Genomic DNA, 26,921 nt, shown 5'->3' on the forward strand with positions numbered 1-26,921 from the left:
ATTGTAATGGTCTTAAGAATAGTTCAGATTACGTTGGCCGTCTTATTCTTATATGTTGCCATAATGTTTGGTAGAGATTATATAAAGCATAAGGATGTAAAGGATGGTAGTATTCCCGTTGCAGCGGGAATTGGATTTATAGCCAATTTCTTTGATGCATTAGGAATTGGTAGTTATGCGCCAACTACATTAATGTTCAAAATCACTAAATACTTGAAATCTGACAAATTGATTCCAGGAACATTAACCGTAGCTTGTTCGATTCCGGTAATTGTTGAAGCAGTTATGTTTACTAGAACAATTAAAGTAGAAGGAACAACATTAATTTCTATGGTTATTGCAGCTGGCTTGGGATCATTGATTGGTTCCAAAATAATGAATAAATTTGATGAAAAAATTATTAGAATTATTATGGGAATTGCACTAGTAGTTACAGCAGTATTAATGCTTTTATCACAGCTAGGAGTTCTTAGTGCTTTGGGTTCAGGAAATAAATCTATTGGACTTCATGGTATTGCTTTAGTTATTGCAATTGTTGGTAACTTTTTCCTCGGGGCATTGATGACAGCTGGTGTTGGTTTATACGCACCTTGCATGGCACTAGTTTATATGTTAGGAATGAGTCCAGCAGTGGCTTTTCCTATTATGATGACGTCATGTGCAGTATTAATGCCGATAGCTAGTAGAGAATTCATTAAATCTGGTAATTACAGTCGTAAAGGTAGTCTTGGTATTACCATTGGTGGAATTATTGGTGTTGCAATTGCGGTTTACTTTGTTAAGAGCCTTGATTTATACATATTGACATGGTTAATTATCGTTGTTGTTACATACACAGGTGCATCAATGTTATATCAAGGATTAAAGCAAAAAAATAAAGCTGTTACTGCCGAAAGTGAAGAAGCCTAAAAAATTGTTTATGTACAGAAAGGAAAATTATTATGGATTCAGCTGATAAATTAATTGTTTGTGGTGGTTGTAATGCAAAGTTAGGTCCAGGAAAATTAGAGAATATTTTGAAAGATCTACATCAAGATAAACAGAATAATATCATGGTGGATTTTGAAACAACTGATGATGCAGCCATTATAAAAGTTAATGATGAGACAGCAATTATTCAAACCTTAGATTTCTTTCCATCAATGGTAAATGATCCATATTTATTCGGACAAATTGCTGCAACCAATGCCTTGAGTGATGTTTGGGCAATGGGTGGCACAGTTGTTTCAGCATTAAATATTGTTTGTTTTCCTCAGGAAATGAATCAATCTATTTTGAAGAAAATTCTTCAGGGTGGATTAGACAAAGTTGTTGAATCTGGTGGTTTTTTAGCTGGTGGACATTCGATTCAAGATCAACGTCCTAAATACGGACTATCGGTTAATGGAATTATTTCACCTAAAAAAATCATGAGAAATGATACCTGTAAAGCAGGGGATGATTTGATTCTAACTAAACCGTTAGGTGTGGGAATTATTACTGGTGCATACGCTGTAGGTGAGACTAGTGAGAAAGCCTTTCAATCAGCTACTGAATCTATGACGACTTTAAACAAATATGCATCTGAAATAATTCGTAAATATCCTGTTAGTGCCTGTACGGATGTAACAGGATTTGGATTATTAGGACATCTTAATGAATTTCTGCATAATGAATTTTCCGCTGAATTAAATTCAGCTGATATTCCGATTTTACCTTCTGCATACGAATGCGCTGAGGAATTATTAGTTACTGGTGGAGGACAACGAAATCGTAACTTCCTAAATGGTAAGATTAATTTCACTTTTGAAGATAATGCTTTAGAAGAAGTGCTTTATGATCCACAAACTTCAGGTGGTTTATTATTCAGTATTGATCCTGAATACACCGATGAAGTTTTGGAAAAGTTAAATAAATTAACGCTTAAGAGTTCTTGTATTGGAAAAGTTGTTGATAAAGGTAATTATGAGATTACTGTAAATTAATTAACGTATAAGTCATTGGATTAAAATTCCAATGATTTATTACGACAGATAATAACCGATAATAGTTTTTGTCTGTCGTAGTAAATCAGAGGGTATCTATATAAAAAACGAGGAGAATTGATTATGGAAAAAATAAATGCATTGGGAAAAGTTTGTCCAACACCAATTATTATGTCAAGAAAGGCCTTAAAATCTACAGATGAAATTGTGATTACTGTTGATGATGATATGGCACCACAAAACTTAAAAAAGTTGGCTGATCAAAAAGGTTATGACTATAAAGTAGATAAGAAAGATGATGGAACATTTGACGTTTATCTAAAAAATGATCCTGACAAAGTCAATGAAGAAGCAAAATCAAAGCTTAATGATCAAGGTGAGTCATATGTTGTAGTTATCAATACTGACGTTATGGGACATGGTGATGATACTTTAGGGAAAAACTTATTACATATGTTTGTTTATTCTCTTACAGAGCAAGATGTTCTGCCAGATAAGATTCTTTGCTATAACGGTGGAGTTAAGTTATTAGTTGAAGGCTCAGATTATTTGGATGATTTAAAAGCTCTAGAAGAAGCGGGAGTTGAAATTTCTGGATGTGGTGCCTGTCTTGATTATTATGGACTCAAAGATAAACTTGCAGTTGGTTCGATTAGCAATATGTTTGAAATTGTGCAAGTAATGACGAAAACAAACCGTGTTGTAAGACCAGACTAGAGGAACAAGAATGAAAAATGAATTTGGATTAGTGACATTTAAATCGACCCATCAAGCAATAAAGGTTAAAGAATTACTTGATGGAAATGAAGAATATAAGGCAAATATTATTTCTACACCTGGACAAATTTCTGCTGGTTGTGGAATGAGTTTAAGATTCAACTATGATAAAAAAGAATCTTTAAAAGAAATGCTAAATGATAAAAGTCTAGGGTATCAAAATATCTATAAAGGAACTCGTTCTATAGGTGTTAGAAGTACATATACGCTGGATAATTAGGTGATACTATGGAAAAGATTGGTCAAGATCAAATAATTATTGCTACTGCTGGTCACGTTGACCACGGGAAAACAACTTTAATTAAAGCGTTAACAGGTATCGACACAGATACAACAGCTGCTGAAAAAAAGCGTGGTTTAACAATCAACTTGGGATTCGCATTTTTTGATTTGCCACATCATCAACAAGTTGGAATAGTTGATGTTCCAGGACATGAAAAATTTTTAAAAAATATGATTGCCGGATTAAGCGGTATTGATCTGGTTTTATTAGTTATTGATGTTAACGAAAGTATAATGCCACAAACTCGTGAGCATGTTGATATTATGTCGCTATTGGGAATTGAAAACTACATTGTAGTCTTAAGTAAGATTGATACTGTTGATGATGTGTTTAAAGAACTAGTTGTTGATGATGTACAAAATTTTCTAGATGAACATAATATTAAAGCTCCAATTATAGGAGTAGATGCAATTAGTGGTACTGGGATGAAGGAACTTATTTCAGTAATGGATGAAAAGGTTGATACCATTACACATACAAATAATAATGGTATACCAAGAATTAATGTCGATAGATCCTTCTCTATCAAAGGATTTGGGACAATTGTTACTGGGACTTTACTCGAAGGTGAAGTTCATAATGGTATGACTTTAGAGGTATTTCCTAGTGGTAAGGAAACTAAAATTAGAAATATTCAAGTTCATGATAAAAATGTAACTGAGGCACTTCCTGGGACTAGAACGGCAATTAATTTAACAAATTTAAAACCCGATGAAATAAAAAGAGGAAGTGTTCTAACAACATCGAAAAATATTAAACCTACATGGATGCTAGATGTAGATTTTAAAATGTTACCAGATAAAGATGCTGACTATATTAGACTTTGGAGCAGAGTTAGGGTTTATCTTGGTGCTAGAGAGATTATAGCAAGGGTTGTTCCTTTAGGAGAGGATGAAATTGATCCTAGTAAGAATAATTATTTACAATTAAGACTGGAAGAACCAGTTGCTGTTAAAAAGGGAGATCGCTACATATTACGCACATATTCTCCAATGAATTTAATTGGTGGCGGTACAGTCCTTGAACCAAATCCCACTAAGCATCGTCGCTTTAATGACCAAATTTTGAAGAATCTTTCAGTTCAGGCTTCAGGTAATCAAGAAGATATGCTATTAGATTTCTTGAATAATCAAAGTGAACTGGGCTGCACTAAAGAAGGCATTGCAGATTATTTAAATATCTCGATTCAAAGTGTCAATGAAGTGGTTGATTCATTGTTGTCTGAAAATAAGGTTGTAAATGTTCTAGACGTAGTGGTATCTAAATCTAGATTGGATGAGTTCAAAAATAATATTTTAGATACAGTATGGAATTATCATAAAAAACATCGTTTACAAAAAGGCATGCCTAAAGAGGAATTACTTGTTAATTTTAAAAACATTATATCTGGAAAGATAATTGAAAACGTGTTAAATCAAATGATTGGCGATAATCAAATAAAAATTTTGGGATCCATTGTTTCAGCAAGTGATTTTGAAGTTAAATACAATGATTATCAGAGAAAAGCTTATAACCAAATCATTGATTCATTGAAAGCAAATCCCTTAATGCCACCCAATGATGATGATATTTTACAATCGGATAAGACAAAAATTGAAGTTTTTAAATCATTAGAGGGTAATGAAATAATCAGACTAAGTGAACAAAATGTAATGTTAAAATCGGCCTTTGAATCGGCTGTTGTTAAAGTTGTGGATTATTTGAAAGAAAATCAAACTATGACTTTGGCAGAATTTAGGGACTTAACAGGTGCTAGTCGTAAGTATGGAATGTTGATATTAGAAAGTATGGACAAACAAGGAATTACTAGACGTAAGGAAAATATGAGAGTTTTAGTAAAGAAGGAATAGTGATGATTTATTTTGATAATGCTGCAACCACTGCTATAAAGCCTGAAAGCGTTGGTAAAACAATGTCAGACGTTTTAACTAGTGGTCATTTTGGTAACCCAGGACGTGATTCTTCAAACTATAGTGTTAATAGCAGCTTATTAGTAGAACAAACAAGAGAAAAAATAGCGCAACTATTCAATGTCCCTTCGAGCGATTTTGTCATGTTTACTAGCAATGCAACTGATAGCTTAAATACTACTTTGAAAGGATTACTAAAACCTGGAGATCATGTTATTTCTACAAATTACGAACATAATTCCGTTATAAGGCCTTTAGAGCAATTAAGAAGAAATAATGTAGATATTGATTATGTTCCATTTGATACTGAAACTGGAGTTATAAATATCGAAGATTTTGAGACGAGAATTAAAAGTAATACTAAAGCTATTGTTTGTACATATGCTTCAAATGTAACTGGTTATGTTTTACCTATTGATAATATTGGTAAACTTTGTAAGAAATATAACTTATTATTTATTGTTGATGCCGCACAGAGTGCGGGTTTTATTGATATTGATATTCAAAAGCAAGGTATTGATGTACTTTGCTTTACAGGTCACAAATCGCTTTATGGACCACAAGGTACAGGTGGAATTTGCTTGAAAGAGAGTCTACCAATTGAACCCTTAAAAAGTGGTGGAACGGGCATTGATTCATTTAATAGTAATATGCCAGATGAATTTCCGACTAGATTGGAAGCGGGGACTATGAATGTTCCCGGTATTGCAGGATTATATGAAGGAATTGATTATATACTTAAATACGGATTAAATAATATTCGTCAATATGTCATTGGCTTAACTGATGAAGCAATAGATGGGTTGGATAAATATCCTGAAGTAAAGATTTATACTCCCAGAACAGGCTTAAGAACTGGTGTTATTGCTTTTAATGTCGGTGATTTAAATTCTGCTGAAGTTGGTCAGTGGCTATGGGATGAATATCAAATTGCAAATAGAACAGGTGCACATTGTGCACCAAAAGTCTTGGAGAGCTTTAATCTGGTAGAACAAGGTATTGTCAGATTATCTTTTTCAAGTTTTAATACCTCTGAAGAAATAAAGGTATTTCTAGGAGCAATGGAAGAACTTATTATTGAATACAGAAAGGAAATCTAATGGATTCTAAAATATTACTTAGAAAATTACCTTCTGTAAATGATTTATTAAATTTGGATAAAATTGAATTTTGGAACCAAAATCATGATTTAGTAGAAATTAAATCAGCAATAACTCAGGTCTTGAATGAAACACGTCGAAGTATTCTAACTAATGAATTTCAAAATGATATTGATATTCCTTATTTTGAGAATGCAATAGAAAAAATTTTAAGAGATAATAGAGTAAGTGAGTTACAACCTGTAGTTAATGCAACTGGTGTTATTTTACATACGAATTTAGGACGTGCAAAATTAGCTATTGAGGCACAAGAGAGCCTTGCTTTAATGTCAGGGCATTCTACTAACCTAGAATATGATATTACTCAAGGAAAACGTGGTGACCGCTATAAGGTAATTGGTAAGTTGATTCATGAATTAACAGGCGCAGAGGATGCCATTGTTGTTAATAATAATGCTGCGGCTGTAATGCTTGTTTTAAGTACCTTATTTAACGGAAAAGAAGTTATTATTTCACGTGGCCAATTAGTTGAAATAGGTGGATCCTTTAGAGTCCCAGATATTATCACTTCTACTGGTGGTGTTTTAAAAGAAATTGGCACGACTAATAAAACTCATATAAAAGATTATGAGGAAGCAATTAATGAAGATACTGGTGGAATACTATTGGTTCACACTAGCAATTATAAGTTGATTGGATTTACTGAGACACCTAATTCTAATGAGCTAGCAAAAATTGCTCATAAAAATGATTTACCCTTGGTTAATGATCTTGGAAGTGGTTTGATGATTGATTTAAATAGCTACGGTTTATCTGAACCGACTATTAAACAAGAAGTTGAAAACTGTGACCTTGTTATGTTTTCTGGAGATAAATTATTGGGAGGCCCACAAGCTGGTATTATAGCTGGCAAGAAAAAGTATATTGATAAATTGAAGCATAATCAGCTATTGAGGGCCCTACGTGTAGATAAAGCTACTTTGGCAGCTTTAGTTGCAACATTAAAATTGTATAGAGATCCTAAAAAGGCTATTAAAAAAATTCCCGTATTACGAGATTTAACCATAAGTAAAGCTGAATTACAGTATAAGGCAGATACTTTAAAAGATAGAATTGACAGTGATACTAATTTTTCCGCTGAAGTTATAAATGGGACAACAGTCGTTGGGGGAGGAGCTTTTCCTGATGTAAAACTTCCAACATTGTTAATAGATTTAAAATCCAATATTTCAGCAACAAAATTAAATGAATTATTAGCGTATGCTAAGTATCCAATAATTGCTCGTATTAGTCATGAAAATGTTTTGCTGGATATTAGAACAATTGATGAATCGGAGTTTGAAAAGGTCATTTCTGCATTGAATGAAATTAAAAACTAAGTAAGACATATTAATAAGAATCTTGAAATGATTTTTAGAAGGGAGGAAAGCAAAATGAGCAAAAAAGTAATAGTAGTAGGTGGAGTAGCAGGCGGTGCATCAGTTGCTGCTAGGGTTAGAAGACTAGATGAAGATGCTGAAATCACCATGTTTGAAAAGGGTCCTAATGTTTCTTTTTCTAATTGTTCATTACCATATCATTTGAGTGGAACCATTAAAAATGCCGATGATATTGTGTTGATGCATCCTGAACAATTCAAACGTCAATACAATATCGATGCTGTGGTTAATACTGAAGTGATCGACGTTGATCATGCTGAAAAAAATGTAACAATCAAGAATGTTTCAACTTCACAGACTAGCAAAGTAGACTATGACGAATTAGTCTTATCTCCCGGGGCAGTTCCAATTGTGCCCAATTCAATCAAGGGTGTTCATGGCAACAATGTGTTTACAGTTCGAAATGTTGAAGACATTAAAGCTTTGCAAGGATATATTGAGGAAACAAATGCCAAGAATATCACTGTTGTTGGTGGTGGATTTGTTGGACTTGAAGTTATGGAGAATCTTGTTGAAGCAGGTAAAAATGTGTCATTAGTTGAAGCGGCTCATCATATCATGGCTACTATTGATGATGACATGGCACAAATTGCCCATAAAGAATTACTTGATAATGGTGTCAATTTGATTGTGGATGACGCTGTATCAGCTATTTCTAGTACTAATGTGACTTTATCATCGAACAAAGTTATTCCCACTGACGTTGTTGTGATGGCAATAGGCGTTAAGCCAGATGTTTCTTTAGCCGAGAAGATTGGTATAAAGCTTGGTAGTACAGGAGCAATCGCTGTAAATCAAAATTATCAAACTAATCTACCTAACATATATGCGGTTGGTGATGCAATCGAAGTTACTAATATGATCACAAGAAAGAAACAGCGACTTAACTTAGCTTTTCCAGCTCAAATGGAAGCACGCAATGCCGCAGATCACATGTATGGGAGAACAGTTACTCAGCGTGGTGTTATTGGTTCGCAAGTAATCAAGCTCTTCAAGATGAATGTGGCATCAACTGGATTAACTGAGAAACAATGTCTAGATAATGGGATTAGCTATGACATAGCAATGGTTATTCCGAAAGATAAAGTTGCTTTGATGCCGAATGCCAAGCCTCTCTATTTCAAGTTGATTTTTGGAACACCATCAGGTGAAATCCTTGGTGCACAAGCAGTTGGTGAAAGTGGAGTTGATAAACAAGTTGATATTATTGCTACAATGATATCAATGCACGGACATGTCGAGGACTTACAAAATCTAGAATTATGTTATCAACCAATGTTCAGTACAGCTAAGAATGCCGTGAACATGGCCGGGTTAGTCGCTACAAATATTCTTAATGGTGAATTCAAACAAGTCCGTATGTCAAAAGTCCGAGGTTTAGTTGAGAGTGGAGCCATGATAGTAGATGCTCGTGAACCTAATGAATATAAAGAAGGACACATTAAGGGAGCTATAAATATTCCACTAAGTGAATTCAGAGATAGATTGGATGAGATTCCACATAATATTCCAGTTTATGTTCATTGTTTATCAAGTCAGCGTAGCTATAATATGGTACGTGCACTTGGTAATTTAGGGTATACCAATATATATAATATCGTGGGTTCGTTTTTAGGATTGTCTGAATATGAATATTACCATGATACTGTTGATGATAGAGATCCAATTATTGATGGATATAGATTTGATTTAATGTAATTTTAATTTTGCGAGAGGATGTGACAGTTACGTCACATCCTCGTTTTTTTCGGAGGGGAATAATGAAAGCAAAGAATCGAAAATATCTTGGGATAACCGTTATAACGTGGCTAGTATTGCTGATTGTCTGGCAGTTAGTCACAGCTTTGAAGATTACTCCAGAAATACTTCTACCAAGTCCTGAGAAGGTGATAACTACATTTATTAATCTGAGCAAATACGGTTATAATGGGATTCCGTTATGGTATCACTTTATGATTACAATGCTTCGACTTCTCAGTGCTGTGGGACTTGCGATAATTACAGCTATACCATTGGGATTATTAAGTGGTCGGATCAAGATTGTCTATGCGATATTTGATTCTATAATTCAATTTATCAGACCCATTCCACCTTTGGCATATTATACTTTGCTAATTCTTTGGGTTGGTATAGGTGAGACTTCTAAGGTAGTACTGCTGTATTTAGCAGCATTTGCGCCTATTTATTTGGCCTGTATTTCTGGTGTTAGAAAGGTCAATGTTGACTATATTAAAAGTGCAAGGTCACTTGGAGCCAGCTCTACCCAAGTGTTTTTTCACATTATCTTTCCTTCAGCTTTACCGGATATTTTTACTGGTATCAGGACCTCTGTTGGTATGGCATATACAACTGTTGTTGCTGCAGAAATGGTTGCTGCAACGTATGGTATTGGCTGGATGATCGTCAATGCTTCTAAGTATTTGAAGAGTGATGTTATGTTTGTAGGTATTTTCATTCTTGGGATTACTGGTGTGATATTGGATCAATTATTAAAATTAATTGAAAGAAAGATCGTCTTTTGGAGTGGTAAATCATGAGGAAGACAGTTAAGTTATTAATCCTTTTAGGTAGTTTTCTTTTGATTCTAGTGGGATGCTCTAAAAAGGATGACGGTCAAAAAAACCTCAGTGAAATTCGTATTGGTATACTACAGACCCCAAATGATGTGGCAGCAGCACGTCAATTAGGTTATTTGGATAATTATTTCAAAAAAAAGAATATTAAAATAAAATATATAATTTTTGATTCTGGAGTTGATGCTAATAAGGCGTTGATTTCAGGGGATGTTGACTTCGCCACTATGGGTGACACGAACGGTGTTGTAGCAATGTCTTCCAAGATTGATGCAAAGTTGATCTGGGTAAATGACGTTATAGGAAATAATGAGGGACTAGTGGTTAAAAATGGTTCCAATATCAAAAGTATTCAAGATCTTGCTGGTAAGAAAATTGCCACTCCATTTGCATCGACGTCGCATTATAGTTTGATGATGACATTGAAAAAATATAATTTACTGAATAGAGTTTCGTTGTTAGATATGGACACACAAGACATTGTTGCAGCATGGAATCGTGGAGATATAACAGCCGCATATACTTGGCAGCCGACATTAACTCCAATGTTAAAAAATGGACACTTTCTAATTAATAGTGAAGATTTAAGGAACCAAAAGGTAATTACGGCCAATATCACATTGGTTCGGGGTGGATTTGAACGAAATCATCCGAAATTAGTTGCGGATTTGGTGAAACAATTGAACAAGGCGCATGAACAGATACAAAAGAATCCAAAAGTAATTATTACAGCGGCCTCGAAACAAAATGACTTGAGTTATGGAGAAGCAAAATCACAAATTGGTACATCTGAGTGGTTGACTGCCAAACAAATGACGGAACAAAAGTTTTTGACAGAAGAATTCCAAAATCAGTTATATAAGACTGGTAATTTTATGGCCAAACAACAGACGATTGATCACGCACCAACAAAAGCGGAAATAAACAAATTTGTTGTAACTAAATATGTTGATGAATTGGGGGAGAAATAAGTGGAGAAGATAATAGAGGTAAAGGATTTGACGCTTACTTATCCGGGAGGCACCAAACCAACTTTGGATACATTGAACTTTGATATTAATCGTGGCGAGATATTAACCGTCATCGGCAAGTCAGGTTGTGGGAAAAGTACGCTGTTAAATACGATTGCAGGTTATTTGCACCCAAGTTCTGGAGAAGTATTGTTAAATGGTGAGACGATTGTTGAACCAAGTTGGAAAATCGGTGTTGTATTTCAAAATAATGCCTTATATCCGTGGTTGAATGTGGCTGAAAATATTGGTTTTGGATTGAACATGAGACATTTTAATAAAGCTGAGATAAATGTTCGCGTTGATAAATTATTGGAGCAGATTCAACTGGCTGATAAAAAAGATGATTATATTTTTTCGTTGTCAGGTGGGATGAAGCAACGAGTCGCCATTGCGCGTGCTCTAGCTAATCAACCGCAACTGGTGATGTTTGATGAATCCTTTGGTGCCTTAGATGAGTTCACTCGTAATGATATTCATAAAGTAGTCCTAGACTTGTGGAAATCACTACATCTAACCTTTTTAGTTGTTACGCATGACATCGACGAAGCTATAAAACTGGGCAATAGGATAGCAATTATGACACCAGACAAGTCATCACCAATGAAAATCATTGATAATCCGTATTTTAATATCGATCTAGAAGATATTGATTCAGAGTATATAAAATATAAAAATCGAATTTTAAAGCAAATAGTATGACAAAAAAATTAGCCATATCCCTAATAGGATATAGTTAATTTTTTTTGTAGAATATTCTTGTTGACAAATGTAAACGTTGAGGATAATATGTAGTTATTGATTACAATTGTAAACGGAAAAGTGAGGAAAATATTTTGGCAAAGATAATAGTGTTAATAGTAGGTTTAGCAATTATAGGATTCATTGTATGGTGGTTCTTTGGCAAACACGAAGTCGCCGAAGTATCAGCCAGTGTTAATAACGATTCACAGAGTATAGACGTAGAAGTAAACGGTGGATATTCACCGGAAACAGTAGTCCTAAAAAAAGGCGTACCAGCAATTCTCAATTTCACAAGAAAAGACAAGTCCAGTTGTTTAGATAGAGTAGTTTTTTCTGATTTTGGTATTAACCAAGCCTTACCAATTAATGAAGAACAACAAATTGAAATAGACACAACAAATGCCGGAGAGTATCAGTGGGCTTGTGGCATGGATATGTTCCATGGAAAAGTGATTATAAAATAAGAGAGCGGAACAAAGCGGTTAACTTTTGAGCATTACCTAGAATAATAAAGGTGCCAACGAAGTTGGTGCATTTGTTATTCGTAGTAAGCGCAGAAAGTTGCTTTGTGCAGCTCGTTTTCAACCAGAGAGCGGAAAAGGCCGGGAGATTTTGAGCACTGCCTAAGATAGCGAAGGTATCACGAAGTGATGCATTTGATATCTGTAGCAGGCGCAGGAATCTGGCCTTTGTAGCTCGTTTCAACCCAAGCAAATCAAAAAATAGGAGAATAAAAACCATGAATGAAAATACACAAGAAGTAAAAGTAGAAGTAGCCGGTGGATATAACCCAGAAGTTGTTAATTTGAAAAAAGGAGTTCCAGCAAAGATCTCATTTACTAGAACAAATGAACAGGGATGTCTAGATGTAGTTCATTCAAAGAAACTCGGATTTGAAGAAGAATTACCAATCAACGTTACTAAGACAGTAGACGTACCAACAGATAAAGCTGGAGAATTTGACTTCAGTTGTGGTATGGACATGTTCTTTGGCAAGGTGGTAATCAAATAATGACAATAACAAGGCGATTTTGGATTTCATTGATTTTTTCACTACCAATGTTAGCCAACATGATTCTAATGCCATTTGGCTGGATGTTGCCAGGTGGTAATTGGACACAATTAGTTTTAACCACAGTTATTATGTTAGTGTCAGCACGTCCGTTTTGGCAAAGTGCGTGGGCATCGTTTACTAAGCATCATTCCAACATGGATACATTAGTGGCAATCGGTACTGTAACAGCTTACGTGTACAGTATTTACGCTATGGCGACTAATCAGGCTGTGTTCTTCGAAAGTGCAGCATTTGTTACAACCTTTGTTCTTCTTGGACAAGTATTTGAAGAGAGAATGAGAAATAACGCTTCAAATGCAGTTGAAAAACTAGCTGACTTGCAAGCTAAGGATGCCGAAGTTATGCGTGATGGTAAGTTGGTGAACATTCCTTTATCTGAAGTAGTTGTTGGTGATATCGTTCGAGTAAAACCCGGCCAAAAGATTGCTGTTGACGGAACTATCACTGAAGGTAGTTCAACTATTGATGAATCTATGGTCACAGGTGAAAGCATGCCAGTTGAAAAAAAGATTGGCGACAAAGTTATTGGTTCAACAATTAATAGTAATGGTACATTCATGTTCAAAGCCGAAAAAGTAGGCGATGACACGATGCTTTCTCAAATTGTTGAATTAGTTAAAAAAGCTCAAAATAGTCATGCTCCAATTCAAAACTTAACTGATAAAGTTTCAGATGTTTTCGTTCCAACAGTATTAATTCTAGCAATTGTTACATTTATGGTTTGGTATGTATTCTTAGGAGCATCTGTTGCAAGTTCTTTGATCTTTGCAGTATCAGTTGTTGTTATCGCTTGCCCTTGTGCCTTGGGACTAGCCACACCAACAGCTTTGATGGTTGGAACAGGTCGTTCTGCTAAAATGGGTATTTTAATCAAAAATGGTGAAGTTTTAGAGGCCGTTAATGATGTTAAAACAGTTGTTTTTGACAAGACTGGTACTATCACAGTTGGTAAACCAGAAGTTACTGATATTATTGGTGATGAGAAGTCCGTTTTAACACTTGCCACAGGATTGGAACAATCTTCAGAACATCCACTAGCTTCAGCAATAGTTAAAAAAGCTGAAAAGGACAATATATCTATTCCAAAAGTCAGTCAATTTAAGGCTATTGAGGGTAAAGGTGTTGAGGCCCTAGTTGATGGTCAAGAAGCATTTGTTGGTAACGATAAGTTGTTATCAAATGTCTCGATAGATGAATCAATGAAGCAACAAGTTATCAAGCTTCAAGAAGAGGCTAAGACAGTTGTCTTTGTTGGAGTCAAAGAAAAGATTATTGGTTTGATTGCTATTCAAGACGCCCCAAAGGATACTTCAAAGGAAGCCATCGCAGATTTGAAGGCACGTGGTTTGAACACAGTTATGCTTACTGGTGATAATGAACGTGTCGCCAAAGCAATTGCATCCCAAGTAGGTATTGATTCAGTTATCGCCGACGTTTTGCCTGGTGATAAGGCTGATCATGTTAAGTCATTACAAGAAAATGGAAAAGTAGCATTTGTTGGTGATGGTATTAACGATGCACCTGCATTAACCGTTGCCGATGTTGGTATTGCCATGGGTTCTGGTACTGATATTGCCATTGAATCTGGTGGTATCGTATTGGTCAAAAATGATTTGAGAGATGTTGATCGTGCTTTAGCATTAAGTAAGAAGACATTCAATAGAATCAAGTTGAATCTATTCTGGGCCTTTATTTATAACGTCTTAGGAATTCCAGTTGCTGCTGGATTATTCTTCGGAATTGGATTGAGCTTAAGTCCAGAATTAGCCGGTTTAGCAATGGCGTTCAGTTCATTGTCAGTTGTAACTAGTTCTATGTTGTTAAATAAAGCTAAAATCAAACCAGAGCGATCCAAAACGCGGTTAATTTCCGAGTAATAACACTAAAAATAGCCTTCACAAAGTGAAGACTATTTTTTGCGTTATACGGAAGAAATTGCGTTTTGGATCGCGTTTGCGAAGCAAACAAGTAGAGTACAAGATATTGAACTTTATATAGATAGAAGAAATTGCGTTTTGGATCGCGTTTGCGAAGCAAACAAGTAGAAGTACAAGATCTTGAACTTTAATAGATAAAAGAAATTGCGTTTTGGATCGCGTTTGCGAAGCAAACAAGTAGAAGTACAAGATCTTGAACTTTAATAGATAAAAGAAATTGCGTTTTGGATCGCGTTTCACTACTACATTGTGGCAAATTTTTCTTTGATAGTTTCAGCAGAATTTTTAAAACTAGCTTTTTCATCATCTGTTAATGGAATAGTGTTCACAAATTCCACACCGTTTTTGCCAATTACGGCCGATTGTCCGATATAGGTATCGAATTCTTCATTGTAACAAGATACGGGACATTCTAGCTTGGCATCTGACAAGACGGCTTCAGCTAGTTTGACGGCACATGTAGCAATACCGAAGCTGGTATAACCTTTTCCCTGATAGACTGACCAACCGCCAAGTCTAATCTCTTTTTCGAGTGCTGTGTAATCGAGAACTTGTCCTTGTTGTTTAGCGAATTCTTCTAGTGGGTGACTGTTAACTTGAACACTGGACCAAGCAACAAATTGGGAATCACCGTGTTCGCCGAGCGTATATCCAGCAACATTCTTGGAATTGGTATCAAATTGTTCAGAAACAACTCTTTGCATTCTGGCAGTATCTAAAAAGGTACCAGTACCGAATACTTGAGAGGTTGATAAACCTGTGGATTGTTGTAAATACTGGGTGATTGCGTCACAAGGATTAGTAGTATCAATAACTATTCCATTGAATCCTGATGCCTTTAATTGAGGAGCAATATTCTTCACGCTAGCACTAGTATATTCAAACTCTGCCCAACGATTACCACTTTCTTTAGCAGCATCAATTTTACCGGCTGTCATAAAGACAATATCAGCATCTGAAAGGTCGGCATAGTTTTGGATTTTAATCTGTGTAGTTGTGTCGAGTCTTGCTTGAGCATCTTCTAGATCCAATTGCTCTGCGACAGCTTTACCTTCATTGGTATCAATAAGAACTAATTCGTCAGCAATTCCTTTTGTTACCAGTGTATAGGCGATAGTCACGCCAACGTGACCTATACCGATGATTCCAAATTTTCTCATTTTGTTTTTTTTCCTTAGTTTTTTGGTTGAATGAACTTCAAAGATGATTATGCGTTACTTTTCTGCTTTCTGGTTGAAACGAGCTACAAAGAGACAAACCTCTGCGCTTACTACGATTAATAACTGCACTAACTTCGTTAGCACAATTATTAACCTAGGTAATGCTCAAGGTTTAACCGTCACTTTTCCGCTCTCTGGTCGAAAACGAGCTACACAAAGCAACTTTCTGCGCTTACTACGAATAACAAATGCACCAACTTCGTTGGCACCTTCGTTATCCTAGGTAATGCTCAAAAGTTAACCGCTTTGTTCCGCTCTCTTATTCGAAAACGAGCTACAAAGGCCAGATTCCTGCGCCTGCTACAGATATCAAATGCATCACTACGTGATACCTTCGCTATCTTAGGCAGTGCTCAGAATCTCCCGGCCTTTTTCGCTCTCTTATTCGACGACTTGTACCCATCCTTCAGGGGCCTCAACTGTACCAAATTGAATTCCTGTTAATTCGTCGTATAGTTTCTTTGTTACTGGTCCTACTTCTGTTTCACTGTAGAATACGTGTAGGTTGCCGTTGTGTTCCAATCCTCCGATAGGGGAGATAACTGCTGCTGTTCCGCAGGCTCCGGCTTCTTTGAATCTGTCTAGTTGGTCAATAAATACGTCTCCTTCTTCAACTCCTAGGCCTAGTCTGTGTTCAGCAAGCCATAGTAGTGAGTATTTTGTGATTGAAGGTAGGATTGATGGTGATTTTGGTGTGACGAATACGTTGTCTTTTGTGATACCAAAGAAGTTGGCTGATCCGACTTCTTCGATCTTTTTGTGTTCTACTGGATCAAGATAGACACAGTCGGCAAATCCATCTTTGTGTGCTTTTTCTCCGGGTAGTAGTGAGGCGGCGTAATTACCACCGACTTTGGATTGGCCGGTACCTTTATGTGCAGCACGGTCATATTGTGATGTGGTGAAGTTAACGGGTGTCATTCCACCTTTGAAGTAAGAACCTACTGGCATAGCAAAAATGGTGAATGTGTATTCTGGAGCTGCATGAACACCAATTGTTGAACCTGAACCGATTAGAAGGGGACGAAGATAAAGTGTTGCTCCTGTACCATATGGGGGTACAAAGTCAGCGTTTGCCTTAACGACTTGTTTGACAGCTTCAACGAACTTGTCTTCTGGGAACACTGGCATAAGTAGTCTTTCGGCCGAATTTCTTAAACGGGCTGCATTACGATCTGGTCTGAACAATTGAATCTTGTTGTCTGGTGTACGGTATGCTTTCATTCCTTCAAAAGCACCTTGACCATAATGTAGTACAACGGCAGCTTCATTCAATGGAAGTGTACTGTTGTCAGTAAGGCCACCATCTTGCCAGTCGCCGTCTTTCCAATGGGCTGTATATCGATAAGGTAAGTCCATATATTCGAATCCTAAGTTATTCCAATCTAGTTTAGATGCATCTGCTTTTGCCATAAATATTTCTCCTTTATTATTAAAAATTATTAGAAAATAATTAATAACTATAATAGTTCTAGTACTGGTAATAAGTCAATGGTGAAATGGTAAATCAAATAAATGTCTTTAAAAATTAGAATTAATTTAATGTACAATGATTCCTTATGTATAAAGCAAAAAAATTGGCGTTCACTTATGTGAATACCAATCTTTATCTTCGTTCTTAACTCTTTGTACTATCTCTAAGCACCAACTTGGTGGCTAATTCAAGCTTAAAAGCGACGTGTCTTTCGTTGTTTAACAAATCATTTAGGATATCAACAGCACTTTTTCCCATTTCTTCTGTTTCGACTGAAACAGAGCTGAGTTCTGGATTTACATATCTTGCAACAGAAGTGTCATTGAAACTGAAAATCTGCACTTGATTTGGTACGGATATATCAGCTTCCTGTAAGGCTTGTAAAGTTCCAGCTGCCATTGGATCATTTGTTACAAAGAAGGCGTCTGGTAGCTTGTTAAGTGTATTGATAGCGGATTTCATTTGTTCGTAACCGGATTTCTTAGTGAAATCACCCTTAAAGCAATATTTCTCCTGAAGGAGGTTACGATTGGATAAATATTGTTTGAAATAATCGAATCTTTTATCAGGGATAATTCTAAGATCGTCGGTGGAATGTTCCTCTCCATAAATGATACCGATATTCTTTATATCTTGTTTTATAAAGAAGTCTATCACGTGATCAACACCGGACTTAAAATCACTTAAGACCGAGTCATATCCGTTGATGAATTGGTTATCATCGATAAAGACGATTTTGGGTGAAACTTGTGACATCTGTTTGATCTGTTCATTACTGAATTTCCCAACAGCAATGATAGCATCAATGTCACCCTCAATTTTGTTCAAGTCACTATTGAATACACGAACGACCTCAAAGTTATAGAGCTGACTACGTTTCTCAATGCCTTCTCGGATCATCATGTAATATAGATCATCTTGTTCTTTAGATTGTGAATACCACTGGATTAATGCCACACGTTTTTTGATATGTCGATTAACTTTTGAATAATTCAAACTATCAGCTGTCTTGATAATTTTGATACGGGTCTCATCAGTAACCGAAAGGGTCAAATCGTTATTTAGAACACGAGAGACAGTGGCGGGGGAGACTCCAGCTTTTTTTGCGATATCTCGAATCGTTGCCATTACTTCACCACATTCAAACTAGCAATGAACTTATCAAATGCAGCTTGTCCAGTCTCATCCCACTTGTAAACTCCTGCGTTTTCTAGGACGTGTGAGAATACAAGGCCAGTTTCTGAATTAACAATATCTTCAACGTTTTCGGCAGTGAAGGAATAGCGACTCTTTAATTCATCAGCCCATTTCTTGTGATATTGGGCGATATCGTTGGATTCATTAAGCAAGTACTTCTCAACTTCAACGAGTTCACTCTTTAATCTAGCGGGTAAGATGGCACGTCCCATGACTTCGATCAAGCCGATGTTTTCTTTTTTAATATGTTGATATTGCTTGTGGGGATGAAAGATTCCATCAGGGTATTTTACGGAAGTTTGATTATCACGTAAGACAATATCCATAATATAATTATCACCATCACGGTAAGCGATAGGTGTAACTGTATGATGACGAGTTCCATTTACATAGGCACGTATATCAACAGATTCATCAGAATAATTCATCCAAGTATTGTGGATAAGTGTTGCGGCCTTAACCAACTGGTCAGGATCATCACTGATCAATCTAATGTCTGACAATGGCCATTTAACGATACCACCATATACATTTTCAAAGGGTAACTTTATTTCTTTGGTGATTGGAGCTTTCATCATAGGAAATTGGTGTCTGCCACCTTGATAGTGGTCATGAGTCAACATCGATCCACCGACAATAGGCAAGTCAGCGTTACTACCAACGAAGTATTGTGGGAATTGTTTGACTATTTCCAATAGATTACTGAAGGTATGTTGATTGATGATCATTGGACGGTGTGTCTTGGCTAAGAAGATAGCGTGTTCTGTGAAATAAGCATATGGTGAATACTGGAATCCCCAAGTTTCACCACTGAGTGTGAAGCGTATTATACGGTGATTACTTCTAGCTGGATAACCTAAACGACCTAAGTATCCTTCATTTTCCATACACAACTGGCATTTGGGATAACCATTTTGAACCTGATTACGAGCTGCAGCAATGGCTTTAGGGTCTTTTTCAGGCTTTGATAAATTGACCGTTATCTCCAAATTTCCATAGTCAGTTTTAGTCTCAAAAGATAAGTTTTTGGCGATGGCGCGTGTTTTAATATAATCATTTTTGCGACTTAGATCGTAAAAGTAGTTGGTAGCGTCAATTGGACTCTTTTGATATAGATTCCAGAATTTTTGATTAATATAGGAAGGCATTGGTGTTAATAGGTTCATTAATTGATCACCAAGGATTTCCTTATCAGTTGCTGTATCTTCAATTTTTTTGTTTTTGATTGCGGTTTGAATCAAGGCATCTCGTAATTCTAGAAGGGACTTGCCATTTATATCGCATTCATCACCAACTAGACTACGGATACGATTGATTAAGTAGATACGATCCAATTCTTGATAACTGTTGTCGAACTTAATTATTTCGTCAGCGAATTTATCAATGGAACTTGTTTCTTTGGTACTCATTATTCACCCACCTCGGATAATTCTTTTGGTCCATCAGAAATCTCAGCAATATAAAAGTCAGCGTCATATCCAATCTCATCTTTATATGTTTTACCAACATTTGACTTGAAGTTTTCTACTTCGTCTTTAGCGACAATGGCGATAGCACATCCACCAAATCCTGCACCTGTCATACGGGCACCGAGGACACCTGGCTGTTTCCAAGCTGTTTCCACTAGAGTGTCTAGTTCTTTACCAGTTACTTCATAGTCGTAATGTAGTGAGATGTGTGAGGCATTGACCAAGCGTCCGAAGCCTTCGATATCGTTGTCATTTAATCTCTTGATGGCCTTTAAAGTACGTTGATTTTCGAACACTGCATGTCTGGCACGACGAATCAAGGCATCGTCATTTATCAAATAGTCATATTCGTTGAATTCATCGATCGAAAGATCTCCAAGAGAATTGATGTCCAATTTGGTTTGTAATTTCTTTAGAGCTAGTTCACATTCACTACGACGTTCGTTGTATTTGGAATCAGCCAATTCACGACGCTTATTTGTGTTCATGATCACGATAACGTTATCTCCAAGTTTAACTGGAGCATATTGGTATTTCATAGTATTGGTATCAAGTAAAATTGCTTGATCCTTTTTACCCATACCGACAGCAAATTGGTCCATGATACCTGAGTTAACACCAATATAATTATTTTCGTCTTCTTGACCGATTTTTACTAAGTCTAATTGGTCTACTTTTAGATCAAAGACTGTATTCAAAATAGTTCCCATCAATAGTTCGATTGATGCAGAAGATGAAAGACCAGCACCATCAGGCAGATTACCGTGAATGAATAAATTGAAGCCATGATCGAACTTATAGCCACGTTTTGCTAAGAAGTACATGATACCACGGGGATAGTTCACCCAATCGTCTTCTTTTTTGTAGTCTAAGTCATCGATATTGAAACTAATGATTCCTTTATCAGGAATATTTGCTGAATACATTTGAATTTTTCCGTCATCACGTGCACCATAGGCAGCGTATGTACCAATACTAATGGCACAAGGGAACACATTACCACCATTGTAGTCAGTGTGTTCACCGATTAGATTGATTCTTCCGGGGGAAAAGAAAAGTCTCTCGGCTGAGGATTTAAATATGTTTTGATAGTCTGAAAGAAGGTCGTTGTTATTCATAAGTTTTTCTCCATATTTATTTAGTAAATGTTTACTAACTTATGATAACGCTTTCTTTTGACTGGTGCAATAACTTGTGTTAGTAAACGTTTGGTAAACAAAAATAATTGTTAGCTTGCAACGTAATATATAATAGTAATATTAATCAAATATGTTATGATTTAAGCAATACTTTCATATTATATATTGAAGGAAAAAGAGGACGAATTTATGCCAACGGCAATTGTGACGGATACGGCTTCATATTTAACGTCGGAACAAATAAAAGAATTTAACATCACTGTTCTGCCAATTACAGTTATTTTGGGAAATAAACAATATAAAGAAACCGAAGAATTAGGATTAGACAAATTTTACGATTATTTAAAAACTGAAGATGAATTACCAACAACAGCTCAAGTTTCAATGGGACAAATCGAAGAGGCCTATGACAGGTTAGTATCAGAGGGATACGATAAGATTATTTCTATTCATTTATCAAGTGGAATTACTAGTTTCATGGATAATTTGAGAATGTTCTGTAAGGAATATGACAAAGCAGAAGTATTTCCGTTTGATTCATTAGTTGCCAGTGCTGGGGAAGCAAACTTGGTATTACTAGCCGGTAAATTGGTACAAGAAGGACAGAGTCCTGAAGATATCGTACCTAAGTTAAAGATGCTTCGTGACACTATGGAAGTCAGATTTGCAGTTGATAATTTGAATCACCTAATGCGTACAGGACGTTTGAGTAATAGATCAGCCATTATTGGTAATTTATTAAATATCAAACCAATGTTAACTTTTGATGATGAAGGTAAGATTATCGCCATAGGTAAAGAACGCACAATGAAACGAGTCTTCAGACTTATGTGTGACAAAATTCAAGAAACACTAGATAATGTTGATTATAAAGTCCATGCAACCATCATTGATGCTAATAATCAAGAGTTGTCAGATTCTTGGGCACAAGATTTGCAAGAGAAGTTTCCAAATGTTCGAGTAACACAAAGTTCACTGGGACCAGCTATTAGTGTCCATACAGGTGAAAAGACAATGGGAATTATTTGGGAGATGGATTGGCAGACAGTTAAGTAAAGAGCGCCACAACACGCGGTTAATTTCCGAGCATTAACGCAAATAATCCTGGTATTCACGAAAGTGAATATCAGGATTATTTTTGTTAAGCAGAAGAAATAGCGTGTTGTGGCGCATTTTTCATTACAAATTAATTTTTTTGAAACTTTGCCCTTGCCTTGAAGTGACTTCAAGGTTGTATACTTCAAAAAGTAAAGTTAATTAGTAAAGGAGTGATGAACATTCAAATTACAATTTTTGGAGCTACAGGAAGCATTGGTCCATTTTTGATAGATAAAGCACTAGATCTTGGACATACGATAATAAGTGCAAGCCGAAAACCACAAAATGATACTACTGATGGTGTTAAAAGTATAGTAGTTGACTATGGAGACACTGAAAGTATTAAAAAGGCTTTAGTAGGTAGTGATGCAGTCATCATTGCACTCGGTGGTAGTAATATTTTAGAGCCAACCAAGAATATTTTACATACGTTAGAAACTTATGGTCCTAAGAAAGTAGAAATGATAACTGGATTTGGTTCAGATAAAAAATTACGAAAAGAATTACCATTAAGCCAACAAGTTATGTTTAATGCAATGAAAGTAACTTTTTCAGCAGTTTTAAAAGTAATGTCACAACAAGTAGAAATAATAAGAAATACAAATGGATTAGATTGGTTAAATGTTCAACCACCATGGCTAACTTATGATGAGAAGACTGACTATCGTTATGGAGTTGATATAAAAAGTACTGTTAATTCAAAGTTAAGCCGATTGGATTTGGCTGATTTTATGATTACACAATTATCACAAAATGAATTAGGTAAAAAATCGGTTAATATAGTTGGTTCTACTAAAAAATAAAATATTTAAGGAGTATTTATAAATGAGAAATTTCACTTTTGATTTAGATGAGAATGTAGAAAGAAGAGAGGTTAGATTTAATAACCGATTTGGTATTGAAATTGCTGCAGATTTCTACCTACCAAAAAATATTGGTGATAAAAAGCTTAGTGGTCTAGTTATTGGTGGTCCTTTTGGAGCTGTTAAAGAGCAAGCTTCAGGACGTTATGCAAATGAAATGGCAAAAAATGGCTTTGCGGCATTAGCCTTTGACGGTTCATATACTGGTGAAAGTGGTGGTACTCCAAGAAATGTTGCTGCTCCAGATATTAATACTGAAGATTTCATGGCAGCTGTAGATGGAATCGGTATGCAAAAGAATGTTGATCGTGATAGCATCGGGGTTATTGGTATATGTGGATGGGGTTCACTAGCTTTGAATGCAGTAGCCATTGACAAACGTGTTAAAGCAGTTGCAACCGTTTCGATGTATGATGCTTCAGCCGGATTTGCAGCTCAACCACTAGAGCAACGTACAGAAATGTTGAATAATATTGGTAAACAACGCTGGGTGGATGTTGATAATGGAAGTCCTGCAGCAATGTTTGATCAATTACCAAGTAAATTACCAGAAAATGCAGATATGGATACAAAGGAAACATTCGAATTTTATCGTACAAAACGTGGTTTCCATGAAAATTCTATCCTTTCAAATGGTCGTTGGAATGCAACAATGCCATTATCATTTATGAGCACACCAATTATGAACTATATGGATGAAATATCTCCACGTCCACTATTGTTGATAGCAGGTGAAAATGCATTCTCTAGACCAGCTAGCGAAGTTGCATACAAAAAAGCTAAAGAGCCAAAGGAATTGATGCTTATTCCTGATGCATGGCATTCAACACTTTATGATAATATGGAAAAAATTCCATTTGTTAAAATTGTTGATTTCTTCAATGATAGTTTATAATTAAGCTAACTTGAGGTGATAAGATGCAGATTAAAGAAATTTCAGATAGATTAGATATTCGACCAGAAACGATTCGTTATTGGGAAAAAGTTGGACTAGTCAGTCCAAGCAGTAGGACAAAGTCTGGATATCGTGATTATGATGAGACGAATGTTGAATGGATACAATATGTTAAGTGTCTGAGAGTGATTGGAGTTCCAATTGAGAATATCAAGAAATATAATGAATTATTCTTAATAGGTGATAGTACCATTAACGAACGTAAGAATATTATAATTGATCAACGTCAGCATTTGATTGATCAAATCAAAGAGTTTGAATCTGCACTTGAATTGGCTGATAATAAAATTAAAAATTATGAAAAAATGATATTACCCGTTGAACGTGAACTTAAGAATAAAAGTAATATAAAATAAAGGACTTTAACATTCACTTTGTGAATATTAGAGCCCTTTATTTTTATTCAACAGCATTTCTAGAAACTAACCAATGAGTCATTACTAGACAGACTACAATCATCAAAAGAGACACGACAAAACCAATTTTGATACCAGCTAATTCACTAGCTAAGTAATTACCTGGATTTGCACGAGTGGACATACTGATTATCCCGACTAGTAAGGCAGTACCAAAAGAAGCTGCCACTTGTCTCAAAGTATTATATGTCGCAACGCCATCTGGTAGGATTTTGTTAGGAATAGATGCAAGTGCTTGAGTTTGGATCGGAATCAAAACTTGGCACAAGCCCATTTGTCGGATAGTTTGACCTAATGTCACTATCAGGATAGGCGTGGATAAGGTTGTGAATGATTGTAATCCTGTACCGATGCAATCGATGATGAGTCCTGAGATAACTAAGCGTTTGACGCCGAATCTGTCATATAATCGTCCACTTATCGGGGACATTATTGCTGTGAAAGTGGCTCCGGGCAATACAACCAGACCAGATTGTAGGGCACTGTAGTGCATGACATTTTGGACCAAGATAGGGATGATGATCGAGTTACTATACATCGTCACCATTAGAATCATATTTATTATCACTGCAATATTGTATTGCTTGTAGTTAAAAATCTTAAAATTAATGAATGGGGATTCATCGTGTCGCTGAGTAAGCACGAACAATACTAAGATTACAATCCCAATCAATGTGGCACCACCAATATTAAAGGTAAGAAAGTCAGTTGTTCCAATATTTGAGAGTCCATATAATAGGAACAATAATCCCAAACTTGAGAGAATTAAGCCCTTAGTATTGAATTTCAATTTGGTTTCTTGATGATCGTTTGTAAGGAAAATAATTGATAAGATAATATTTATTGCTGTAAAAGGTATTACTAAAATGAACAAATAACGCCAAGATAGGACTGACAATACAAAACCTGACATAGTTGGGCCGATTACCGGAGCAAAGTTGAACGCTAATCCAATTATCCCCATAATCTTACCTTGATTATGCCGAGTGGCTGAATTCATCGCTGAAACATTGACCAACGGCATCATGACACCAGCGCCAATGGCTTGAATCATTCTTCCGGTAATTAAGAAGACATATTGTTGTGATAATGCACCGAAGATTGTTCCTAGTAAGAATATAGTTGAGAAGAATAGATAAAGTTTTTTGAATGAGAATTTCTTCAATAAATAGGCACTGGTAGGAATCATCAGTGCATTGACCAAGATATAACCATTAGTCAGCCATTGACCCATCGATGTGGTGATGGAGAATGTCTTCATAATTGATGGTAAAGCAGTACTCATCAAAGTTGAACTCAATACTCCGAAAAAGCTTCCGATGGTAATAATAGCAAGGGATAATTTGGTTCTTTTGTTCATAAAAACTTACACTTCCTTAAAATAAGTTAAAAACACGACTTTTCTTATCATCAGGTTAATGAAGTGGTTTGTCAAATTAATCTAGAATTGACATTGTTAAAAGTTAGATTATTATTAGAAATATTGAATCATATCTATAGGGAGTGAAGCGCATGTTTAATGTTTTTGTAAGAAAAGCACAAAATGATGATTTAGAACAAATTATCAAAGTTATTAATGATGCTAAGAACCTCATCAAGAAATCAGGAAGTCCACAATGGCAAGATGGTGAACCCAGCCGATCAGTTCTTGAAGAAGATCTGCAACTAGGACGTGGATACGTCTTGATAGTTAACGGTGATTTGGTCGGTTACACATGTTTAATGCAAACAAACGACCCACACTACGAAGTTATCCAAGATGGTAGCTGGAATAATACCACAGATAAATACGCCACATTGCATCGAGTTGCTATAGGGGATGGATATCGAGGTAAGCATCTAAGTGACTTTTTGATTTCAAACATGTTTACGATTGCGTACGGATTAGGATTTAGAAACTTCCGTATAGATACACATGCAATGAATAAAGGAATGCAACACGTATCAGAGAAGTTTGGATTTAAGTATCGGGGCATTATTTATGTCGGTGAAAAAGAAGATGATAGACGACTGGCTTATGAACTCAATATTTAGAGCGTCACAACACACGGGAATTTCCGAGCATTAACCTAAAAGAAGCTGATATTTGCGAATGCAAATACCAGCTTCTTTTAAGTTAAGCGGAAGAAATTGTGTGTTGTGGCGCGTTTGCGAAGCAAACAAGAAACAATCAAGCAGGTTATGCAATCATACAAATTTGCGAATGCAAATACCAGCTTCTTTTAAGTTAAGCGGAAGAAATTGTGTGTTGTGACGCGTTTGCGAAGCAAACAAGTAA

Annotated in this window: 25 protein-coding genes; 19 read left to right on the plus strand and 6 right to left on the minus strand. The window is 35.8% G+C overall.

Annotation, left to right across the window (positions count from 1 at the left end):
- The first annotated feature begins 6 nt into the window (after nt 1–6).
- The 14 genes from BTM29_RS06335 to BTM29_RS06405 all read left to right on the plus strand — a co-directional run bounded on the left by BTM29_RS06335 (nt 7) and on the right by BTM29_RS06405 (nt 14,752).
- The gene (locus BTM29_RS06335) at nt 7–909 is read left to right on the plus strand and encodes a sulfite exporter TauE/SafE family protein (protein WP_076614815.1); all 903 of its coding nucleotides are present in this window, start codon (nt 7–9) and stop codon (nt 907–909) included.
- A 32-nt stretch (nt 910–941) separates the two neighbouring features.
- A complete protein-coding gene (gene selD, locus BTM29_RS06340) occupies nt 942–1,964 on the plus strand; it encodes a selenide, water dikinase SelD (protein WP_076614818.1) in 1,023 nt (340 codons plus the stop codon).
- Nucleotides 1,965–2,087: 123 nt separating this feature from the next.
- A complete protein-coding gene (yedF, locus tag BTM29_RS06345; RefSeq protein WP_076614822.1) occupies nt 2,088–2,681 on the plus strand; it encodes a sulfurtransferase-like selenium metabolism protein YedF in 594 nt (197 codons plus the stop codon).
- A gap of 10 nt (nt 2,682–2,691) precedes the next feature.
- Nucleotides 2,692–2,961 carry a putative Se/S carrier protein gene (locus BTM29_RS06350; RefSeq protein ID WP_076614825.1) on the plus strand — a complete coding sequence of 90 codons (270 nt, stop codon included), beginning with the start codon at nt 2,692–2,694 and terminating at the stop codon, nt 2,959–2,961.
- 8 nt (nt 2,962–2,969) lie between these two features.
- Nucleotides 2,970–4,874 carry a selenocysteine-specific translation elongation factor gene (selB, locus tag BTM29_RS06355; protein WP_076614830.1) on the plus strand — a complete coding sequence of 635 codons (1,905 nt, stop codon included), beginning with the start codon at nt 2,970–2,972 and terminating at the stop codon, nt 4,872–4,874.
- 2 nt (nt 4,875–4,876) lie between these two features.
- On the plus strand, nt 4,877–6,034 hold the full coding sequence (locus BTM29_RS06360; RefSeq protein WP_076614833.1) for an aminotransferase class V-fold PLP-dependent enzyme: 1,158 nt from the start codon (nt 4,877–4,879) through the stop codon (nt 6,032–6,034).
- Nucleotides 6,034–7,413: an L-seryl-tRNA(Sec) selenium transferase gene (selA, locus tag BTM29_RS06365; protein ID WP_076614837.1), complete on the plus strand. Its 1,380-nt coding sequence runs from the start codon at nt 6,034–6,036 to the stop codon at nt 7,411–7,413. Before BTM29_RS06360 ends, selA begins: the two co-directional genes overlap by 1 nt.
- Before the next feature lie 54 nt (nt 7,414–7,467).
- On the plus strand, nt 7,468–9,171 hold the full coding sequence (locus tag BTM29_RS06370; RefSeq protein WP_076614841.1) for an FAD-dependent oxidoreductase: 1,704 nt from the start codon (nt 7,468–7,470) through the stop codon (nt 9,169–9,171).
- Between the two features lie 62 nt (nt 9,172–9,233).
- Nucleotides 9,234–10,010, plus strand: coding sequence for an ABC transporter permease (locus BTM29_RS06375; protein WP_076614846.1), 777 nt, complete (start codon nt 9,234–9,236; stop codon nt 10,008–10,010).
- Nucleotides 10,007–11,017 (plus strand): taurine ABC transporter substrate-binding protein, encoded by a 1,011-nt coding sequence (locus tag BTM29_RS06380; RefSeq protein ID WP_076614850.1) that lies wholly within the window; start codon nt 10,007–10,009, stop codon nt 11,015–11,017. Before BTM29_RS06375 ends, BTM29_RS06380 begins: the two co-directional genes overlap by 4 nt.
- On the plus strand, nt 11,018–11,758 hold the full coding sequence (locus BTM29_RS06385) for an ABC transporter ATP-binding protein (protein WP_076614854.1): 741 nt from the start codon (nt 11,018–11,020) through the stop codon (nt 11,756–11,758). It begins immediately after the preceding gene.
- 134 nt (nt 11,759–11,892) lie between these two features.
- Nucleotides 11,893–12,264: a cupredoxin domain-containing protein gene (locus BTM29_RS06390; RefSeq protein ID WP_418236004.1), complete on the plus strand. Its 372-nt coding sequence runs from the start codon at nt 11,893–11,895 to the stop codon at nt 12,262–12,264.
- 266 nt (nt 12,265–12,530) lie between these two features.
- The gene (locus BTM29_RS06400; protein WP_257787701.1) at nt 12,531–12,812 is read left to right on the plus strand and encodes a cupredoxin domain-containing protein; all 282 of its coding nucleotides are present in this window, start codon (nt 12,531–12,533) and stop codon (nt 12,810–12,812) included.
- Nucleotides 12,812–14,752 (plus strand): copper-translocating P-type ATPase, encoded by a 1,941-nt coding sequence (locus BTM29_RS06405; protein ID WP_076614867.1) that lies wholly within the window; start codon nt 12,812–12,814, stop codon nt 14,750–14,752. Before BTM29_RS06400 ends, BTM29_RS06405 begins: the two co-directional genes overlap by 1 nt.
- A gap of 302 nt (nt 14,753–15,054) precedes the next feature.
- Here the strand turns inward: BTM29_RS06405 and BTM29_RS06410 are convergent, their stop codons facing one another.
- The 5 genes from BTM29_RS06410 to BTM29_RS06430 all read right to left on the minus strand — a co-directional run bounded on the left by BTM29_RS06410 (nt 15,055) and on the right by BTM29_RS06430 (nt 21,290).
- Complete coding sequence (locus BTM29_RS06410; RefSeq protein WP_076614871.1) at nt 15,055–15,972, minus strand: L-lactate dehydrogenase; 918 nt, start codon at nt 15,970–15,972, stop codon at nt 15,055–15,057.
- 441 nt (nt 15,973–16,413) lie between these two features.
- Complete coding sequence (locus tag BTM29_RS06415; RefSeq protein ID WP_076614874.1) at nt 16,414–17,445, minus strand: branched-chain amino acid aminotransferase; 1,032 nt, start codon at nt 17,443–17,445, stop codon at nt 16,414–16,416.
- Nucleotides 17,446–17,650: 205 nt separating this feature from the next.
- Entirely contained in the window at nt 17,651–18,634 is a 984-nt protein-coding gene (locus BTM29_RS06420) for a LacI family DNA-binding transcriptional regulator (RefSeq protein ID WP_076614878.1), read from the minus strand.
- On the minus strand, nt 18,634–20,112 hold the full coding sequence (locus BTM29_RS06425) for a UDP-glucose--hexose-1-phosphate uridylyltransferase (RefSeq protein WP_076614881.1): 1,479 nt from the start codon (nt 20,110–20,112) through the stop codon (nt 18,634–18,636). The genes BTM29_RS06420 and BTM29_RS06425 overlap by 1 nt, the downstream gene beginning before the upstream one ends.
- Nucleotides 20,112–21,290: a galactokinase gene (locus tag BTM29_RS06430; RefSeq protein WP_076614885.1), complete on the minus strand. Its 1,179-nt coding sequence runs from the start codon at nt 21,288–21,290 to the stop codon at nt 20,112–20,114. Before BTM29_RS06430 ends, BTM29_RS06425 begins: the two co-directional genes overlap by 1 nt.
- 210 nt (nt 21,291–21,500) lie before the next feature.
- On the opposite strand from BTM29_RS06430, the gene BTM29_RS06435 reads away from it, so the two are divergent.
- The 4 genes from BTM29_RS06435 (at nt 21,501) to BTM29_RS06450 (ending at nt 24,583) form a co-directional block, all read left to right on the plus strand.
- Nucleotides 21,501–22,367 (plus strand): DegV family protein, encoded by an 867-nt coding sequence (locus BTM29_RS06435; RefSeq protein ID WP_076614890.1) that lies wholly within the window; start codon nt 21,501–21,503, stop codon nt 22,365–22,367.
- A 215-nt stretch (nt 22,368–22,582) separates the two neighbouring features.
- The gene (locus BTM29_RS06440) at nt 22,583–23,212 is read left to right on the plus strand and encodes an NAD(P)-dependent oxidoreductase (protein ID WP_076614893.1); all 630 of its coding nucleotides are present in this window, start codon (nt 22,583–22,585) and stop codon (nt 23,210–23,212) included.
- Nucleotides 23,213–23,234: 22 nt separating this feature from the next.
- Entirely contained in the window at nt 23,235–24,167 is a 933-nt protein-coding gene (locus BTM29_RS06445) for an alpha/beta hydrolase (RefSeq protein WP_076614896.1), read from the plus strand.
- 23 nt (nt 24,168–24,190) lie between these two features.
- A complete protein-coding gene (locus BTM29_RS06450) occupies nt 24,191–24,583 on the plus strand; it encodes a MerR family transcriptional regulator (protein ID WP_076614900.1) in 393 nt (130 codons plus the stop codon).
- Between the two features lie 43 nt (nt 24,584–24,626).
- On the opposite strand, the gene BTM29_RS06455 is transcribed toward BTM29_RS06450, so the two are convergent.
- Entirely contained in the window at nt 24,627–26,003 is a 1,377-nt protein-coding gene (locus BTM29_RS06455; protein ID WP_076614903.1) for a DHA2 family efflux MFS transporter permease subunit, read from the minus strand.
- A 152-nt stretch (nt 26,004–26,155) separates the two neighbouring features.
- Between BTM29_RS06455 and BTM29_RS06460 the strand changes: the two genes are divergently transcribed.
- Complete coding sequence (locus BTM29_RS06460) at nt 26,156–26,677, plus strand: GNAT family N-acetyltransferase (RefSeq protein WP_076614907.1); 522 nt, start codon at nt 26,156–26,158, stop codon at nt 26,675–26,677.
- The last annotated feature ends 244 nt before the right edge of the window (nt 26,678–26,921 follow it).

Origin of the sequence: Companilactobacillus allii, assembly GCF_001971585.1 — a bacterium.
Taxonomy (GTDB): Bacteria; Bacillota; Bacilli; order Lactobacillales; family Lactobacillaceae; genus Companilactobacillus; species Companilactobacillus allii.

Coding starts and splice junctions, on each gene's coding strand:
- BTM29_RS06425 (WP_076614881.1), bottom strand. CDS start 20,112: ATGAGTACCAAAGAAACAAGTTCCATTGATAAATTCGCTGACGAAATA.
- BTM29_RS06380 (WP_076614850.1), top strand. CDS start 10,007: ATGAGGAAGACAGTTAAGTTATTAATCCTTTTAGGTAGTTTTCTTTTG.
- selD (WP_076614818.1), top strand. CDS start 942: ATGGATTCAGCTGATAAATTAATTGTTTGTGGTGGTTGTAATGCAAAG.
- BTM29_RS06435 (WP_076614890.1), top strand. CDS start 21,501: ATGCCAACGGCAATTGTGACGGATACGGCTTCATATTTAACGTCGGAA.
- BTM29_RS06440 (WP_076614893.1), top strand. CDS start 22,583: ATGAACATTCAAATTACAATTTTTGGAGCTACAGGAAGCATTGGTCCA.
- BTM29_RS06375 (WP_076614846.1), top strand. CDS start 9,234: ATGAAAGCAAAGAATCGAAAATATCTTGGGATAACCGTTATAACGTGG.
- BTM29_RS06420 (WP_076614878.1), bottom strand. CDS start 18,634: ATGGCAACGATTCGAGATATCGCAAAAAAAGCTGGAGTCTCCCCCGCC.
- BTM29_RS06460 (WP_076614907.1), top strand. CDS start 26,156: ATGTTTAATGTTTTTGTAAGAAAAGCACAAAATGATGATTTAGAACAA.
- BTM29_RS06360 (WP_076614833.1), top strand. CDS start 4,877: ATGATTTATTTTGATAATGCTGCAACCACTGCTATAAAGCCTGAAAGC.
- selA (WP_076614837.1), top strand. CDS start 6,034: ATGGATTCTAAAATATTACTTAGAAAATTACCTTCTGTAAATGATTTA.
- yedF (WP_076614822.1), top strand. CDS start 2,088: ATGGAAAAAATAAATGCATTGGGAAAAGTTTGTCCAACACCAATTATT.
- BTM29_RS06455 (WP_076614903.1), bottom strand. CDS start 26,003: ATGAACAAAAGAACCAAATTATCCCTTGCTATTATTACCATCGGAAGC.
- BTM29_RS06405 (WP_076614867.1), top strand. CDS start 12,812: ATGACAATAACAAGGCGATTTTGGATTTCATTGATTTTTTCACTACCA.
- selB (WP_076614830.1), top strand. CDS start 2,970: ATGGAAAAGATTGGTCAAGATCAAATAATTATTGCTACTGCTGGTCAC.
- BTM29_RS06445 (WP_076614896.1), top strand. CDS start 23,235: ATGAGAAATTTCACTTTTGATTTAGATGAGAATGTAGAAAGAAGAGAG.
- BTM29_RS06450 (WP_076614900.1), top strand. CDS start 24,191: ATGCAGATTAAAGAAATTTCAGATAGATTAGATATTCGACCAGAAACG.
- BTM29_RS06350 (WP_076614825.1), top strand. CDS start 2,692: ATGAAAAATGAATTTGGATTAGTGACATTTAAATCGACCCATCAAGCA.
- BTM29_RS06370 (WP_076614841.1), top strand. CDS start 7,468: ATGAGCAAAAAAGTAATAGTAGTAGGTGGAGTAGCAGGCGGTGCATCA.
- BTM29_RS06430 (WP_076614885.1), bottom strand. CDS start 21,290: ATGAATAACAACGACCTTCTTTCAGACTATCAAAACATATTTAAATCC.
- BTM29_RS06335 (WP_076614815.1), top strand. CDS start 7: ATGGTCTTAAGAATAGTTCAGATTACGTTGGCCGTCTTATTCTTATAT.
- BTM29_RS06415 (WP_076614874.1), bottom strand. CDS start 17,445: ATGGCAAAAGCAGATGCATCTAAACTAGATTGGAATAACTTAGGATTC.
- BTM29_RS06410 (WP_076614871.1), bottom strand. CDS start 15,972: ATGAGAAAATTTGGAATCATCGGTATAGGTCACGTTGGCGTGACTATC.